Origin of the sequence: Pseudoalteromonas sp. SCSIO 43201, from assembly GCF_023716725.1 — a bacterium.
Lineage (GTDB): Bacteria > Pseudomonadota > Gammaproteobacteria > Enterobacterales > Alteromonadaceae > Pseudoalteromonas > Pseudoalteromonas peptidolytica.
The window spans coordinates 329,459-344,145 of the sequence record NZ_CP072684.1 but is presented as its reverse complement, the minus strand read 5'-3'; the positions used below and the strand labels follow the sequence as shown (position 1 = coordinate 344,145).

The following is a 14,687-nucleotide window of genomic DNA, read 5'->3' as shown; positions in this document are numbered from 1 at the left end:
AAATATGATGAAAAAGCTATCACGAAATGAATTTTTTCAAGAGCTACATGAGGTTCTTACTCCTTCAGAGCCAATAAAATCTATAGAGTTTTTATGCGGTAGAGAGATAGAAATAGATAACATTGAAGAAGCGATGTTTGCACCTGGCCGACACTGTTTTATTTACGGTGAGCGTGGCGTGGGTAAGTCGTCTTTGGCGTATACCGTTGCTAATAAGATTCAAAGCTCTGATAAACCTTATCTGGTTGTAAATTGTGATAAAGACTCTTCATTTTTGTCTATTGTTAAGCAAGTAGTTCGAAGAATGGAAAGCAGCGTGATTGATAAGAGTATGCTTTCTACTGAAAAACTTGGTTTAAACATTGCTGGTTTTAAATACGAAAAGTCTAATGCTGAGCAAGCAAAGAAGACTTATTTATCCGACTCCATTACTGATCTTTCAAGCGCTGCGGATGTGCTGAATGATATATCTGAACAATACTCTGAAAATAGTGTTGTGGTTGTTGATGAGTTTGACACGATTGAAGTGAAAGAAGAGCGAGAGAAGTTTGCTGTTTTGATTAAACACTTGAGTAATATGGGTGCAAAGGTCAGGTTTATTTTTACAGGTATTGCTGAATCGCTTGAAGACTTACTCGGTGGACATTCGTCAAGTACTAGGCAAATTCATCAAGTTAATGTTTTTCCTTTGCATTGGACTGGCCGCTTTGAAATTATTGATAGGGCTTTTACTCATTTTGGCGTTGTTCTACCTGAAGATATCAGAATGCGCATTGCTGGCCTAAGTGATGGCTACCCGCATTACATTCATTTGATATGTGAAAAAATACTTGCGGAGATGTTTAGGCGAGATGATGGTGATAGTGTTGTTAGCTTTGGGGTGTTTTTAAACTCTTTGGATCTAGCGATTCAGACCATTGTACATGACGAGAAGAAATCTTATGACAAGGCAACTTTAGGAAGAGATGAATTTTACCATCATATTTTATGGGCACTAGCCGATTCAGCAGACCAAATTAGGCATTTAGAGCATATAGCTTTTTCTTATAGCGAAGTGTGCAAAAAATTAAGCTTAGAGCCAATTGATAATAGTGCTCTCATGAAAGAGCTATCGAACCTGAAGCGCAAACCTTTTGGCTCAATTGTTGATACAGGTATAAAGGGCAGGCCGAGAATGTATAAATTTAGGGAGTCGATCACTAAAGGGCTTGTACGTATGATTGCTGAGAGAAATAATGTAAAACTAGATTTTCAGAGATTGTTTACGGCTGGTGAAGCCTCTGCTACAGCAAAAAGTAGCTATGTTAAATATCAACCATTAACGCCGGTAGAGCAGAAAGTTGCACGAATGCGGGGGGAAGTTTGAATTACAGACTAAAGCGCTTAAAAAAAGCAAAAAAAATATATTTTAGCATGATGTACTCCCCAAAAAATGGAAAGCGAGTTTACAACAAAAAGCCCAGTGCATTGAGGGAATTACTTTTCTGTCAGAAAGTTTTTGGTGTGTTCTTATTGTTTATTTCTGCTTCTTTTATTTTTTTTACTTTTGTGTTTTTAAACTATATAGAATCTTCTTTAATATATGATTTTATTTACTACACTTTAGCTCCTGGTGTTTTATTTTCATTTTATTATGCTTTTTTTGGTGGGTTGATTTTTGGCCTATCTTTAATGCTTGTATTGTGCTTTTTCGGCGTTTCGAAAAAGCTTGTTAAATTTGTTGATTTAGCTTCTGTTGTTCTTGTGTTTTTCCTGTCAGCTGCTTTTTTTGGTGGTGACTATCTTTCTAAATTGAATTCTTATGAGAGTGCAATTGAACAGTCATTAGAAGCTGACTTGGTTTATTTGAATGATGGGATTTCATCTTATATTTTACGTGAAAGTGAAGAGTTAAATAAGTTTCAAGTGGAGTTGAACAATTACGAGTTGAATCGCGTGATTGAAAAAACCTATGAGAAGTTTCACTTGTATAATCTACGACTTTATAATGTGGTTGAGTTTTATAAACAACCTGAATTACTTGACTTGGCAATGATTGTAAAAAAAGATGTTGAAAAAAGGCTTGATGTAATAAGGGGTAAACTGGATAAAAATAAGCAGTTTGAGTATTTTAAAGGGACGCAATTTTTAATTCCCCCTTTTTTGTTGTCAATAGTTTTTGCGTTGAGGTTGTTAAAGGCTGTAATTGAATATAAGTTTATGGATAAAGATTATGGTCTTTCCATATTTTTAATTTCTTCAGAGTCACTTCTTATCTCGCTAACTTTGTTAACTTCATCAGTTTACCTCTTTTTTTCTATACTTTTTCATTACTTTAACTACTATTGCATTTATAACTGTAATGAATTGTACAACGCTTATGGGAGTTCCTTTTTAGCTCTCATATCGTTTGCTTTTGTTTTTTTATTCCCAGTTTCTCTTATTCACTATTGGTCCTGTCTGAATTGTAATCATAAGTTAGAGGCGCGAAAAAGGGTTGAATATATAAAACGTGAAAAGGTTGAAAGAAGTGCTATATTAACGTGGTTAGTTTTTTCGTATAGTATTAAAGTTTACATTATATATGCTATCTATTTTCGTTTGATTGTTTCAGATGTAACAAAAGCGCTTAAGAGGATTTAAGCTAGACCTATACTTAAGCTTTCCATATTTTCTGATGAGTGGCTATTTAGACGCCTAAGTTTGTGGGCTCTAACATGGAGATGTTAAAGCAGGGGACAACTTTCAACACTTAACTCTCGGGATATCCGGCCACCGGGTAGTGTACCGTGGTGATAAAAACTCACGCTTCATTACCCAATCATTACTTTGAACTTCGCTACCTAGTCTTGCTGCCGTGATGCCATATCGTTTGTTAATGTCGTCTATTGTTTTCATTAGTTCTGGGTTGTCTTGTGAGACGTTGAACATGTCTGCTTGTTGGAAATTGTTGTCTTCCAGCTCTAATGCGCCAATTCCTGATTTGTAGTACCTAACACCAGGCTTAAATAACTCTTTAAATATTTGCTCGACTGCGTTGGCAAATACTATGCTATCGGCCGACGCTACGGGTAGCGACTGAATAAATGACTTTTTAAAGTAGCCGTCTTCATGGGGGGAAGAGTGTGCGAAAACGATAATGCGCTTTGCCAGCGATTGTTGTTGTCGCAGCTTTTTGGTTACTACTGAGCAGTGTGTGATTAATGAAGCTTTGAGTGCAGCGGGAGTCGTAACACGTTCACCAAAGCTGCGGGTGCTGTAAATTTCTTTTTTGCGTTGTTTTACTTCATCCCACGATAGGCATGTGTTGCCGTTTAGCTCTTCAATTGTGCGCTCTAGCACTACGCTAAACTGTTTGCGGATGTGCTTTGGGCTTTGCTTTGCTAAGTCTAACGCTGTTTCAATCCCCATCATTGAGAGCTTTTTAGATAGACGTTTACCTATACCCCAAACGTCACCTGTAGCCATACGTGAAAGTATTGTTTTACGTGATTGCTCGTTGTGAATGACGGCTACACCGGTTGCGTCTGCAAACTTTTTGGCGGCGTGGTTAGCGGCTTTGGCTAGTGTGGGGGTAGGGCCAAAACCTACTCCAACCGGCAGCTTAGTGCTTTGCCAAACTGTGCGGCGGATGAGTTGGCCATAATCGAACCAGTTATTTACGATTGAGCTGTAACCATCGAATTTAAGGAATGCTTCATCTATTGAGTATACGTAGTGCTGGTCGCAGAACTGTCCAATCACGGCCATCATCTTGTCTGATAGATCGGCGTATAGTTCGTAATTAGAAGAGCGAATGATCACACCATTTTGCTCTAGTATTTGCTTTAATTTGAAGTAGGGCTCAAATTTTGGAATGCCTAGGGCTCTTGCTTCTGGTGATGCAGCAACAATGCAACCATCGTTATTTGAAAGCACGACGACAGGCTTTTTACGAATTGTTGGATCAAATACCTTTTCGGCCGAGGCATAAAATGAGGTAGCATCAACTAGCGCATACATTTGGCAAGTTCTACGTTTTTCTTAAAGAGTCTAACGGTGCTGATCACAACACCTTCAAGTTGGAATGTATCTGCTTCCGATATTGCTACCGGCGCATAAATACGCGAGGCTGATAACAGTCTTCTGTTAGTTATATCTATAATCTTACATACAAATTCATTGTTATAATTTGCAACAATCACATCGTATTGTTTTGGTGAAATCGAGCGGTCGACAATTAGGATGTCACCGTCGAATATACCAACACCTTGCATTGATTCACCCGATGCTAGGCCGATAAATGTGGCGTTTGGGTTGTTGATAATGAGTTGATCAAGTGAAAGCCCAAGCTCTTTGTATTCAGAAGCTGGGGACTCAAATCCAACAATACCCGCTTGCGCTTTAATAGGAATAACTTTCATACACGATAAATTACACTGTACATAAATACAGTATAATTGCGATTTATTGGATGTGCAATGCGAAGGTTAGTGAATTTGAGAGCCTGCCTAACGTCACTGGCTTGGACAATCCCATTCTGTGGCTTTGCTTTCATCTGCTGTCCAGCATGATGAGGAGTTAGTATGCTCACTATACCGAAGGGCTTGTGGGCCCAGTAGCATAAGTGTTTTGTGTCTATTCTCTTTTGATGGAGGAGAGGGTTTGTTTGGATCGTTCGAAATAGGCCAAGGTTTCCAGTACCAAAAATTCGATTTTTTTCTATCTTCAACTATATCGGGGCGCAAATCTATAATTTGCTTTGGACTTGGTATTGACTTTCTTTGTGCTGCTTTTGGAAGTGCATCATTTAATTGTTTCAAAAACTCTTTTGGGTATAGCTTGCCACCCATTCCATGAGTCCGTAACGCATCTAAAAGCGGGTAGTATATAGTATCTTCCTCAAATGCAGGGCTAATGTAGTAACCAGGTTTAACATCAAACAATATAAATGTCGGATTTGCTCCTTTTGATGTCAGTGAAAGGCCAAAGTAGGGTCGATCTTCTGTACATCTTGTTGTGAACAAGCATGAGAAGCTTGTCGCCCCCAGTTTAAGAGGGAACTGTTGCACGTCGGTTGGTATCTTTAGCATACTTTTATGTAGTGCTTCTAGAGCGGTCATTTTCATAAAGGAACTTCCTAGTCTTTTAACGATGTAAAACTAAAGCTATAGGATTAATTGCCTTGTTTCAAGTTGGTTATAAAGTATTGGTTTTATTAACAAGGCATGAGGTGTCGTATTTGAGCTGTTATCAGTGATTAGAATATTGGACAGTTTCCAACAACCGAAAATCGCATGAGAATAACAGTTCAGCTTTCGGAAGGTGCTTTACACCGTTACAGTAAAGATTTATCTGTAAGTGAAGTTAAAGACCAAAAAATACCTTTGCTCCTTCGTTATAAAGCCGATAGGACTGGTAGTTGGCTGTTGGAGTTAAACCGTAACGGAAAAACGTCTCGACCAAAGATTGGTGACTGGCCGTTAGTTTCGGCCGCAGGCGCGAGAAAGCAGCTTGAAGGTTTACTTTTAGCTGTCGCACAAAATGAAACCGCGAAATTAACCGCGTTTTTTAATATTGCTGAGCTTAGTCAATGGTACGTCGAGCGTGAGCAGCGCAATGCTTCAATCTCAAAGAAATATAAAACTACATCCTTATCTTTGGTTACAAAACATATATTGCCCCGCCTTGGTGCTTTTAGCGTCGGTAAACTAGACAAAGGTCTTGTGGATGAACACTTGGTTCAATCAATGATGGAGGAGGGTTATAAGCCAAGTACCATTCGCCAAGTGTATGCACAGTTAAAACGTATTTTGCAGCAGGGGGCGGATAGCGCGGTTATTCAGTCTACGGCTTTAGCTGGTGTTCCATTCAAGAATTTTCATAAATCAAAAATTAAGCCTAAAGCCGGTGCGTTAAGACCTTACCAATTACGTGATGTTATTGACCAAATAAAACAAGCAGAAAGGCAGCCAAGATTGTTTACCTTGTGTTTGCTGTGCTTTGGTACGCGCAAAACCGAGACGAGCTTAATTGAGTATACCTGGTTTGATACGTCTGAAAATCCACGCCTTATATTGCCAACCCGAGTGACAAAAACGGATGACGAGTTAGTAATTCCATGTTCTGAGTTTGTGATGCGAGAAGTGGCATTGTTTCGCAAAGAACAGGGGGGTAATTGCCGCTATTTGTTTGCAAATGCCCGAGGTGAATCAGTTGGGGAATCAACCACCGACAGCTGGGTTAAATCGGTTAGTGGTGGAAAGTGGTCAGCTCATGACTTAAGAAAGTTGGCAACTGATTGCTGGATAGAAGCTGGAGTGGATTATTTAGTCGTACAGCGTTTATTAAACCACGCATTACGAGGGGTAGATCAGGCGTATATGCACTCACATCTTGAGAGTCGAAAACGTGAGGCTTTGGAGCAATGGCACAACAAGATTGAGCGCCTAATAAACTCCGACACTATTCCGACACGGAATAATTTTGAAAAGTGGTTGTAAGCCAGAGAGTTAAAGGGCTTGCGTTAATAAAAAGTGTTTTACACAAAGGAAAATTTAAAGGGTCAACATGCGTTTAAAAGGTGGTCAGTATATCCGTATAGCCAGAACAAGAATGGGACTAACGCAGCAGGAAGTGTTTGAGGAATATGGTGTTGCAGAGAGCACTTTGAAGCGTTGGGAAAGTGGCCGAACTGAGCCTGCGTTTAGCGATGTGATTGATATTTTTGACAGTGTATTTTGTCAGGACTTTTTTGCAGTAAGAGAGCGTTTGGAGAGTTTGGATAATGAATATAAAAACGGTTAAAGCGTACTTGAGTATTTGGGGTGCCTACTCTCGTTCAGAGTATTTTGAGAACGGCTATAAGAGTAAAAACATGCTCCACCAGTATATGGAAAGTAAAGGTTTAGAAGAAGAGAGTAGAGCTGTCAAGTCAATTTACGAGTTGATGGAAGGGAAAGTAAGCGCATTGAGGCCTGAGTATATAGCTGTATTAAATACCGTTTATTGTCATCAACTTGCTTCAGAGCGAGGTGCAACCAAGCTAGGTATCACAAAAACTCAATTTGAGTTTAGGCAGGTACATGCCGAGCGTGCTTTAGTTGAGTTTTAGGTGTCATTATTGGACTTTGAGTTTGAGAATAAAAGCGTATGATTGATATATGCTTTCCGCAGTAGCAACGAGCAAGTGACTTATACAACCCGCCTTAATGCGGGTTTTTTATTGGGAGTAAGGAAATGGCCTTAATGCTTTTAGTTGAACAAATAAAAAAACATGAGGGTTATAAACGTCATCCATACTATTGTACTGGCGGAAAGCTAACCATCGGCTATGGCAGAAACCTTGATGACGTTGGTTTAGATGAAGAAGAGGCTGAGCAATTACTTGCTAAAGATGTTCGAGAGGCAAAAGCTGGTGTAATGCGTCGTATCGATACGAGTAAATGCAATGAGGCGCGTTTAGCAGTATTAGTTAACATGGCCTTTAACCTTGGGCTTGATGGGCTTATAGCTTTTAAAAAAATGATACGACATATAGAAAACGGTAACTATGAGCTGGCGTCGATTGAAATGTTAGACAGCCGATGGGCTAAACAAGTACCTAATCGAGCCAACGAACTAGCTCAGCAAATGATTACAGGCGAATGGCAGTAACTAATTTCAAAAATAATGACATTTTAATTATCCGATAAAACCAACAACGTTAAGCTTCTATGTAAATTTATTAACTATAGAAGCTTACTATGAACAAAAGTAATGATAAAAAACAAGAAGTTGAGCAGTACAAAGCTAAAACAGAACGTTTAAAAGTATATGCGCAAATAATTACACAGGTTGTAAAAGCAGTCGGTTTAGTAATCTTCATTTAGTAAAGGTAAGACATGAGCTGGATTCGTGACTTGTTTGCATCTAAAGCAGTTGGCCCAATTGATGCGGTGGGCAGCATTCTCGATGAGCTATTCACAAGTAAAGAAGAGGAACTAAACATTGAACTGCTGAAAGCGCGGGTAATCGCAAAGTCATATGAAGTACAAGCGCAGATAAATGCAGTAAGCGCATCGCACCGTAGTGTATTTGTAGCAGGCGCTAGACCATTTCTACTATGGGTATGCGGCTTGGGCTTTCTCTTCTCATTTGTAGTGAATCCAATATTACAGTGGTTGTGTCCAGAAGTGGGCGCACCCGAGTTGCCTCTGGATGTAATGCTTGAGTTAACACTTGGCATGTTAGGGTTAGCCGGATTACGCACAGTAGAAAAGATTAAAGGAGTTGCTAAGTGACGCAGCCAACCCAGAACCCAAACCAATGGCATATGAAGAAAGAGTTTAATCTAGCACACATAATTACCACCGTAACGCTATTGGTTTCGGGTATTTTGTATCTTGGAGACCTAGACAAGAGAATAAGTACTAATAGCCAAGAGCTTACACATTTAAAGCAGATGCGTAACGAAGACCAAAAGCGGATTGAAAAACGATTGGACTCGATAGACAAAAAGCTTGATATGTTGCTGAGCTCGAACTAGCTGGGGACCCTAGAACATTGATTTTAAACCACGGGTCACTGACTCGCGGGGAATGGCTAATTTTCGGGGTTTCTATGTTCGTCAGCAGCACCTTGATAATTATCAAGTTTGGCAAGGGGTTGGGGTTGAAGGTATTGACTAAAATCTGATCCTTTCTGACGGTTAAGATCGTCACTAGATCATTATGCAAGAGGTGATGTCGAAGTGTGGGTGACGTTACAAAAATTGATGACGCTTATCTGTGGAACATAACCCGAATTTCTCAGGCGTTTGGGGTATCCCGTGACACGGTACGAAAGCGATTAAATACTGCTGGGGTTGCTCCAGTGAAAAAAGTGAAGGGTATACCCCTTTATCCGCTCCTTGATGTTGGACCAGCTTTATTTGCTGGTGAAGCCAATGTAGTGCCAACGACATATAAGCCGGATGAGTTGCATCCCAAAGACAGAAAAGACTATTACCAGTCGGAAAACGAACGGCTGAAATTTGAAGAAAAAACCAAACAGCTTATCCCTGTGGAAGAAGTCCGAGCCGATCAGGTTAGAACCCTAAAAGCTAATGTGGCATTTTTTGAAGGCTTGCCTGATAAGATGGAGCGCACCCGGCTGTTCAACCCAGAGCAGTTGGATGTGCTGGAGCGAGTTACTGATACATTCCGCGACCAATTATACAACGAACTGATGGATGTTGCGGATGAGTAATTATGCCAAAGCTTCAAGGGTTCGCCGTGAATCCGCCGCTTTAGTGCGAGCTCCCAAGCGCGAACCGATTTCACAAAGTGCCTCACGGTTGTTGTATGTGGAGCAAGGTGGGGCAATGGTGCCTTGGGATGGTTCGCTGATCCCATACATGCACGAACCTATGAATTGCCTGCAATCGCGGCAATATGATGGTGTGGTGTTTGTTGGCCCAGCTCGAACAGGTAAAACAGTAAGCTTGCTTGATGCGTGGATCATGCACACTGTAGTCAATGACCCCGCGGATATGTTGGTGGTGCAGATTTCTGAGGAAAAGGCGCGGGAGTACAGCAAAAAGCGCTTGAGCCGCAGCTTTGAATCCAGCCCGGAAGTGCGGGCGGCATTATCGCCGCGTGCCCATGATAACAACGTGCATGACAAGATTTTCAAAGCCGGGCACTACCTTAAGATCGGCTGGCCGAGTAAAAACATTTTTGCTTCATCCGACTGGAAACGGGTGGCGCTCACGGATTATGACCGAATGGAACAGGATGTGGGCGGCGAGGGCTCCGGCTGGGTGTTAGCGGGTAAACGTACCCAAACTTTTATGAGCAGTGGCATGGTGTTGGCGGAGAGTTCACCGGGCTATGACATTCTTGATCCCATGTATCGGCCAGAAAGTCCGCATGAAGCGCCGCCAACCAAAGGCATTCTTTCCTTATTTAACCAAGGGGATCGCCGCTTGAGGTATTGGCAATGCACGGATTGCGGGGAATGGTTTGAGGCAGATTTTGAATTGTTGGTGTATGACACCAACGAACCCGACCCGACCAAGGCGAGCCGGGAAGTATATCTGGGCTGCCCGCATTGCGGGGTTATGCACCAAGAAAAATTCAAACATGATTTTAACCGCAATGGGGTGTGGCTGCCTCAAGGGCTCTGGCTTGACCAAAACCGAGAAATTCACGGTGAAGCCAGAGTGAGCCGCATTGCCAGCTTTTGGCAGAAAGGCCCAAGTGCCGCATTCCAAACGTGGAACCAATTGGTTTACAAGTATCTGGCGGCCATGAATGACTATGAACGCACAGGGAGTCTTGAAAACCTCAAGGCCACAACTAACACCGACCAAGGCAAGCCGTTCACACCACCAAGAAACACGGACAGAAACGCCAATGACCTGATGGACAGGCGCAGCGATCTGGGCGTGAAAGTGGTGCTGGACTGGGTGCGCTTTTTGACCGCAGCCATTGACGTGCAGGGTGGTAAGAAAACGCCTCGATTTGAAGTGCAAGTGGTGGGCTGGGGGGCTGAGCTGGAACACATTGTGATTGACCGATATGCCCTAACCAAGAGCAAGCGCGAAGATCCCGACACGGCCAGCGGCTATGCCAAGATTGACCCAGCCAGTTATCTGGAAGATTGGGACGTGATCACCGACAAGGTGATCAACAAAACCTACCAAATTGATGATGAATCAGGCCGGCACATGCCTATCTTACTCACTGCATGTGACTCCGGCGGTGAAGAAGGGGTGACAGATAACGCTTACAACTATTTTCGTAATTTGAAAAAGTTAGGGCTGTCTCGGCGGTTTATGTTGGTCAAAGGGGCCAGCCGTATATCGGCCCCGTTATTGAAAAAGAGTTACCCGGATAACACCAAACGTAATGACCGTAAGGCCAGCGCGGCGGGTGATGTACCTGTGTGGCTTCTAAATACGGACAAAATCAAAGACGTGGTGGCAAATGCTTTGGGTCGTGAGGAACCAGGCCGCCGTTATGTGCATTTCCCTGACTGGCTGCCAGAGAGCTTTTTCGATGAGTTGAGCTGTGAAACTCGTGGCCCAGATGGAAAGTGGCGCAAACCGTCTAACTCAGCCCGAAACGAAGCCTTTGACCTGTTGGTGTATTGCTGGGCCATTATCTTTGATCGCAAAGCAGATAGGATCAGTTGGGACAATCCACCGCCGTGGGCCAAGCCGATTGATGAAAACAGCGAGATATTAACGGGAGCAGGGGAAGCAACAGAGCAACCTAAGCGCCGCAGGAGGCGTAGAACCTAGAGAGGAACGCAATGGCATTTACTCAAGATGATTTGGATGCGCTCGATGAAGCCATTGCCAGCGGAGAACTGACCGTAAAAATCAACGGACGAGAGGTGACATATCGCAGTATGACCGAGCTGTTACGCGCAAAACGTTACATTGGTCGCGTCATGGCGAAACGGGCAGGCCGCCGCCGCAGTCCATTAACGGGAGTTGTTACTGTTGGCGATCGGGGAATTCGATGAAAGAAAGCATCATTTTGGGGCTGGATGGGGAACCGCTATCCACACCGACAGTCCCGTATGAGGGGGCAACAAGAGCACCACGCTCAATTGGTTGGCAAGCCACAGCAGCGGGGCCAAATCGTGCACTAGCATCGGCTATAAAGCCACTGAGAAATCGCAGCCGCGCGGCTTACCGAAACAGCCCGTTATTGCGAAGTGCCATCAACAAAAACACTACTAATGAGGTAGGTCGTGGTTTTTGGTTACTCAGTACTTGTCGGAATGATGAATTTAGACTAGCCGCCAATGAATTGTGGAAACTGAGCTGCACGCAGCTTGATCCCGAAGGTATCAAGAACTTTGGCGCGTTGGTAGATTTGTGCGTGCGAGCAAGGCGCATGAGTGGTGAAGTATTTATTCGCCGTTTACGCCGTCGTTTATCTTCTGGTTTGGCGGTACCCATTCAGGTGGATGTGATGGAGTCCGACCTTTGTCCAGTGGAATTTAACCGTAAGCTTAAGAGCGGCAACCGAGTGGTGCAGGGGGTAGAGTTTCAAGGCAAAGTGCGTGTGGCGTACTGGTTTTATAAGCATCACCCGCAAGATGGGGTGGATGTGGTCAGCTTGGCCGACTTGGAGCGAATTCCGGCTCATGACGTGATCCACCATTTCAAGCAGCTTCGGCCCGGTCAAGTTCGTGGCGAACCTGATCCAGCGGCGGTGCTGCTAAAAGATCGCACGTTCCATGATTATGATGATGCCGAGCTGGTGCGCAAGAGAGAGCGAAGCAACTTCACAGGCTTTTTGTATCGAGAATCGTTCGATGAAGACGACTTTGAGTATGACCCTATGACGGGTAAGCCAATGTTTGACGATGGCGAACCCGTGGAATCAGTGGAGCGAGTGACCACCGGCACCATGTTGCGCGGGGTGGCAGGTGAAAAACTCCAACTGTTTGATGGGGACAACACGGGCAGCGGTTACAGTGATTTTGTGCGTTGGCAAGCCTTGCAAATGGCCGCAGGGCAGGAAATTCCTTACCCGTTATTAACCGGGGACTGGGCTGGCCTGAATGACAGGCTAGTGCGGGCACTCCTCAACGAGTACCGCAGAGGCATTGGCTTTGATCAAGTCAATCTCAGTGGCTTCCAAGTTGCCTTTAAGATCTGGCAATGGTGGTTAGCGGATGCGGTGCTGGTGGGCAAGCTCGATGCGCCCGGTTATGCCGATAACCCTTATTACTATCTGGCGTTAGACATTCGCCCAGATGCGTTTAAATGGCTTCATCCTGAGCAGGATGTTAATGCTCGACAAAAAGCGGTATCAAATCAACTATCTAATATTGACGCAGAGGCCGCAGAGTATGGACGGGACCTTGACGAGAACATGCGTCGAAATGCCAAGGCATTGAAGCGCTGGGAAACAATCTGCAAGGAAGAAGGTGTTGAGAAGCCCGGCAATTTAGCCGGGCTTTTTAATGCCCCAGAAGAAGCCGAGACACCACAAGATAAGGAGGACAGCAGCGCATGAAAAAGCACCTAGCTCTTGAGTACCTGCTAAGTACTGCTTGGGCGCTTGATGAACGATTGTTGAGCATCATGGGCCAGTTAGCGGCTCGAGACGTGGACAGTCTGGACTTATCCGAACTGAAAACCACCGCTGAGAACTTGCCGCAGTATCAAGCCGTCATGGCAAAAGATGGCAAAGCCTTGGGGCAATGCTTGGAGTTGCGAGAAGGTGGGGTGGCGGTGCTGCACGTCAATGGCGTGATCAGCCGCTATGCCACATGGTTTCAGGCCATTTGTGGCGGTGCATCTACCCAGCTGGTGGCGAAAGAGTTTAACGAAGCCCTGAACAACCCCAGCGTGAAAGCGATTGTGCTCAATATTGACAGTCCTGGCGGTCAAGCGGATGGCATTCACGAACTGGCGGAAATGATACATGCTGCTCGTGGTGATAAGCCTATTGTGGCTTATGTCGGAGGAACCGGGGCCAGTGCCGCTTATTGGGTGGCCAGTGCCGCTGATGAGCTGGTGATTGATGCCACGGCTATGGTGGGTTCAATTGGTGTAGTTGCCACCTTGACCCGCTACAAAGACACGGATGAAGGCGTGGAACGGTTGGAATTTGTGTCCAGCCAATCCCCGAAAAAGCGCCTTGATCCCGCCAGTAAAGAGGGTCGCGCCGATTGGCAAGGCCGCCTTGATCAGATGGCGGATGTATTTATTGACCGGGTGGCCCGCAATATGGGCGCAACCCGTGAAACGGTATTGTCCGATTTTGGGCAGGGGGGCGTTTTGATTGGTCAGAACGCTGTGGATCAGGGGATGGCCCACCGACTTGGCAGCCTTGAAGGCGTGATCAGTCAATTAGCAGAGAGAAAACACAAAATGACAGACAAGAAAACAAAAGTGGTGACGTTGCCAGCCGCGACCGAAGCCAGCGCCGATGTGCTGATCGGAGCGATTAAAGAGCAGCGCCCGGATGTGCTTAAAGCCTTACAGCCAAAAGTGGAGCCGGAGGCTACCGCCTTGGAACATGCTGGTGACATTGCCGCAGCTTGTGCCAGTGCCGGCTTTCCTGAACTGGCGGCCAACTTGCTCAAGCCGGATGTAACTAAAGCCAGCGCAGAAAGGCAGATCGCCGCAGCCTGTGGCTTGAAGGATATGTGCTCAGCGGCAGGCATTGGAGGCAGCGCCACCGCCTTGCTAGCTCACCTTGATGATCCGGTGAAACTGGCAGGCAAAGCTATCCACGAAGCGCAAGCGGCAGGGGATGACAGCAGCAAGATTGAAGGGCAGGTGGTTGGCAAAGAAAAGCAGACCGCCAAAATTGACGGTAACGCCATCATGGCAAAACGTAAGGCAAAGGCAGGTAAGTAATGATTGAAGAAAAAGCGCACGTAGGCAGCCACATCCTGAGTGAGGTGGGCGGATTGAGCCGTGATGATGCCCTATTAAGTGGTGGTAACTACCTCACGGCAACGGTATTGGGTGAAGTTACGGCCAGCGGTGAGATGGTTCAGCTTGACCCGGCAGGCAGTGACGGCAGCGAAGTGGCCGCCGCTATCTTGTATCGTGCAGTGGATGCCAGCGCAGCAACCAAAAAAGGCGTGGTGAATGCTCGACTGACAGCTGTGCGAGCGTCATCACTGGTGTGGCCGGACGGCATCACCGAAGAAGAGAAAACCGTAGCCATTAAGCAACTGAACGCGAACCACATCATTGTGCGTTAAGCGCCCTGCTGGCTAACCACCCT

General features: G+C 44.8%; 18 protein-coding genes. 15 read left to right on the top strand and 3 right to left on the bottom strand.

Annotated elements, in window-relative coordinates:
* The first annotated feature begins 7 nt into the window (after positions 1 to 7).
* Positions 8 to 1,366 (top strand): AAA family ATPase, encoded by a 1,359-nt coding sequence (locus tag J8Z24_RS18300; protein WP_252095939.1) that lies wholly within the window; start codon positions 8 to 10, stop codon positions 1,364 to 1,366.
* Positions 1,363 to 2,622, top strand: a complete 1,260-nt coding sequence (locus J8Z24_RS18295; protein WP_252095938.1) for a hypothetical protein — start codon at positions 1,363 to 1,365, stop codon at positions 2,620 to 2,622. The genes J8Z24_RS18300 and J8Z24_RS18295 overlap by 4 nt, the downstream gene beginning before the upstream one ends.
* A 102-nt stretch (positions 2,623 to 2,724) precedes the next feature.
* Here the strand turns inward: J8Z24_RS18295 and J8Z24_RS18290 are convergent, their stop codons facing one another.
* From J8Z24_RS18290 to J8Z24_RS18280, 3 genes are all read right to left on the bottom strand, one after another.
* Complete coding sequence (locus J8Z24_RS18290; RefSeq protein WP_252095937.1) at positions 2,725 to 3,981, bottom strand: Y-family DNA polymerase; 1,257 nt, start codon at positions 3,979 to 3,981, stop codon at positions 2,725 to 2,727.
* Complete coding sequence (locus tag J8Z24_RS18285) at positions 3,969 to 4,382, bottom strand: LexA family protein (RefSeq protein WP_138582910.1); 414 nt, start codon at positions 4,380 to 4,382, stop codon at positions 3,969 to 3,971. Before J8Z24_RS18285 ends, J8Z24_RS18290 begins: the two co-directional genes overlap by 13 nt.
* A 93-nt stretch (positions 4,383 to 4,475) precedes the next feature.
* Positions 4,476 to 5,087, bottom strand: a complete 612-nt coding sequence (locus J8Z24_RS18280; protein WP_252095936.1) for a DUF6037 family protein — start codon at positions 5,085 to 5,087, stop codon at positions 4,476 to 4,478.
* Between the two features lie 168 nt (positions 5,088 to 5,255).
* Here J8Z24_RS18280 and J8Z24_RS18275 point away from each other — a divergent pair, with 168 nt between their 5' ends.
* The 13 genes from J8Z24_RS18275 (at position 5,256) to J8Z24_RS18220 (ending at position 14,664) form a co-directional block, all read left to right on the top strand.
* Positions 5,256 to 6,461 (top strand): tyrosine-type recombinase/integrase, encoded by a 1,206-nt coding sequence (locus J8Z24_RS18275; RefSeq protein ID WP_252095935.1) that lies wholly within the window; start codon positions 5,256 to 5,258, stop codon positions 6,459 to 6,461.
* A gap of 67 nt (positions 6,462 to 6,528) precedes the next feature.
* Entirely contained in the window at positions 6,529 to 6,765 is a 237-nt protein-coding gene (locus J8Z24_RS18270; protein WP_252095934.1) for a helix-turn-helix domain-containing protein, read from the top strand.
* Positions 6,746 to 7,072, top strand: a complete 327-nt coding sequence (locus J8Z24_RS18265; protein WP_252095933.1) for a hypothetical protein — start codon at positions 6,746 to 6,748, stop codon at positions 7,070 to 7,072. Before J8Z24_RS18270 ends, J8Z24_RS18265 begins: the two co-directional genes overlap by 20 nt.
* A 125-nt stretch (positions 7,073 to 7,197) precedes the next feature.
* Entirely contained in the window at positions 7,198 to 7,614 is a 417-nt protein-coding gene (locus J8Z24_RS18260) for a glycoside hydrolase family protein (RefSeq protein WP_252095932.1), read from the top strand.
* An 89-nt stretch (positions 7,615 to 7,703) separates the two neighbouring features.
* Positions 7,704 to 7,829, top strand: a complete 126-nt coding sequence (locus tag J8Z24_RS21860) for a hypothetical protein (RefSeq protein ID WP_286037152.1) — start codon at positions 7,704 to 7,706, stop codon at positions 7,827 to 7,829.
* A gap of 12 nt (positions 7,830 to 7,841) precedes the next feature.
* Entirely contained in the window at positions 7,842 to 8,240 is a 399-nt protein-coding gene (locus J8Z24_RS18255) for a 3TM-type holin (RefSeq protein ID WP_252095931.1), read from the top strand.
* The gene (locus J8Z24_RS18250) at positions 8,237 to 8,485 is read left to right on the top strand and encodes a hypothetical protein (protein ID WP_252095930.1); all 249 of its coding nucleotides are present in this window, start codon (positions 8,237 to 8,239) and stop codon (positions 8,483 to 8,485) included. The genes J8Z24_RS18255 and J8Z24_RS18250 overlap by 4 nt, the downstream gene beginning before the upstream one ends.
* A gap of 206 nt (positions 8,486 to 8,691) precedes the next feature.
* Positions 8,692 to 9,186 (top strand): DUF1441 family protein, encoded by a 495-nt coding sequence (locus J8Z24_RS18245; RefSeq protein ID WP_252095929.1) that lies wholly within the window; start codon positions 8,692 to 8,694, stop codon positions 9,184 to 9,186.
* Complete coding sequence (locus J8Z24_RS18240; RefSeq protein WP_252095928.1) at positions 9,179 to 11,224, top strand: phage terminase large subunit family protein; 2,046 nt, start codon at positions 9,179 to 9,181, stop codon at positions 11,222 to 11,224. Before J8Z24_RS18245 ends, J8Z24_RS18240 begins: the two co-directional genes overlap by 8 nt.
* Positions 11,225 to 11,235: 11 nt before the next feature.
* Complete coding sequence (locus J8Z24_RS18235; RefSeq protein WP_252095927.1) at positions 11,236 to 11,451, top strand: phage head-tail joining protein; 216 nt, start codon at positions 11,236 to 11,238, stop codon at positions 11,449 to 11,451.
* Between the two features lie 14 nt (positions 11,452 to 11,465).
* Positions 11,466 to 12,959, top strand: coding sequence for a phage portal protein (locus tag J8Z24_RS18230; protein WP_235367788.1), 1,494 nt, complete (start codon positions 11,466 to 11,468; stop codon positions 12,957 to 12,959).
* Positions 12,956 to 14,311, top strand: a complete 1,356-nt coding sequence (locus J8Z24_RS18225; RefSeq protein ID WP_252095926.1) for a S49 family peptidase — start codon at positions 12,956 to 12,958, stop codon at positions 14,309 to 14,311. The genes J8Z24_RS18230 and J8Z24_RS18225 overlap by 4 nt, the downstream gene beginning before the upstream one ends.
* Complete coding sequence (locus J8Z24_RS18220) at positions 14,311 to 14,664, top strand: head decoration protein (RefSeq protein WP_252095925.1); 354 nt, start codon at positions 14,311 to 14,313, stop codon at positions 14,662 to 14,664. Before J8Z24_RS18225 ends, J8Z24_RS18220 begins: the two co-directional genes overlap by 1 nt.
* Positions 14,665 to 14,687 lie beyond the last annotated feature (23 nt).

Coding starts and splice junctions, on each gene's coding strand:
- J8Z24_RS18300 (WP_252095939.1), top strand. CDS start 8: ATGAAAAAGCTATCACGAAATGAATTTTTTCAAGAGCTACATGAGGTT.
- J8Z24_RS18290 (WP_252095937.1), bottom strand. CDS start 3,981: ATGTATGCGCTAGTTGATGCTACCTCATTTTATGCCTCGGCCGAAAAG.
- J8Z24_RS18285 (WP_138582910.1), bottom strand. CDS start 4,382: ATGAAAGTTATTCCTATTAAAGCGCAAGCGGGTATTGTTGGATTTGAG.
- J8Z24_RS18280 (WP_252095936.1), bottom strand. CDS start 5,087: ATGAAAATGACCGCTCTAGAAGCACTACATAAAAGTATGCTAAAGATA.
- J8Z24_RS18275 (WP_252095935.1), top strand. CDS start 5,256: ATGAGAATAACAGTTCAGCTTTCGGAAGGTGCTTTACACCGTTACAGT.
- J8Z24_RS18270 (WP_252095934.1), top strand. CDS start 6,529: ATGCGTTTAAAAGGTGGTCAGTATATCCGTATAGCCAGAACAAGAATG.
- J8Z24_RS18265 (WP_252095933.1), top strand. CDS start 6,746: ATGAATATAAAAACGGTTAAAGCGTACTTGAGTATTTGGGGTGCCTAC.
- J8Z24_RS18260 (WP_252095932.1), top strand. CDS start 7,198: ATGGCCTTAATGCTTTTAGTTGAACAAATAAAAAAACATGAGGGTTAT.
- J8Z24_RS21860 (WP_286037152.1), top strand. CDS start 7,704: ATGAACAAAAGTAATGATAAAAAACAAGAAGTTGAGCAGTACAAAGCT.
- J8Z24_RS18255 (WP_252095931.1), top strand. CDS start 7,842: ATGAGCTGGATTCGTGACTTGTTTGCATCTAAAGCAGTTGGCCCAATT.
- J8Z24_RS18240 (WP_252095928.1), top strand. CDS start 9,179: ATGAGTAATTATGCCAAAGCTTCAAGGGTTCGCCGTGAATCCGCCGCT.
- J8Z24_RS18235 (WP_252095927.1), top strand. CDS start 11,236: ATGGCATTTACTCAAGATGATTTGGATGCGCTCGATGAAGCCATTGCC.
- J8Z24_RS18225 (WP_252095926.1), top strand. CDS start 12,956: ATGAAAAAGCACCTAGCTCTTGAGTACCTGCTAAGTACTGCTTGGGCG.
- J8Z24_RS18220 (WP_252095925.1), top strand. CDS start 14,311: ATGATTGAAGAAAAAGCGCACGTAGGCAGCCACATCCTGAGTGAGGTG.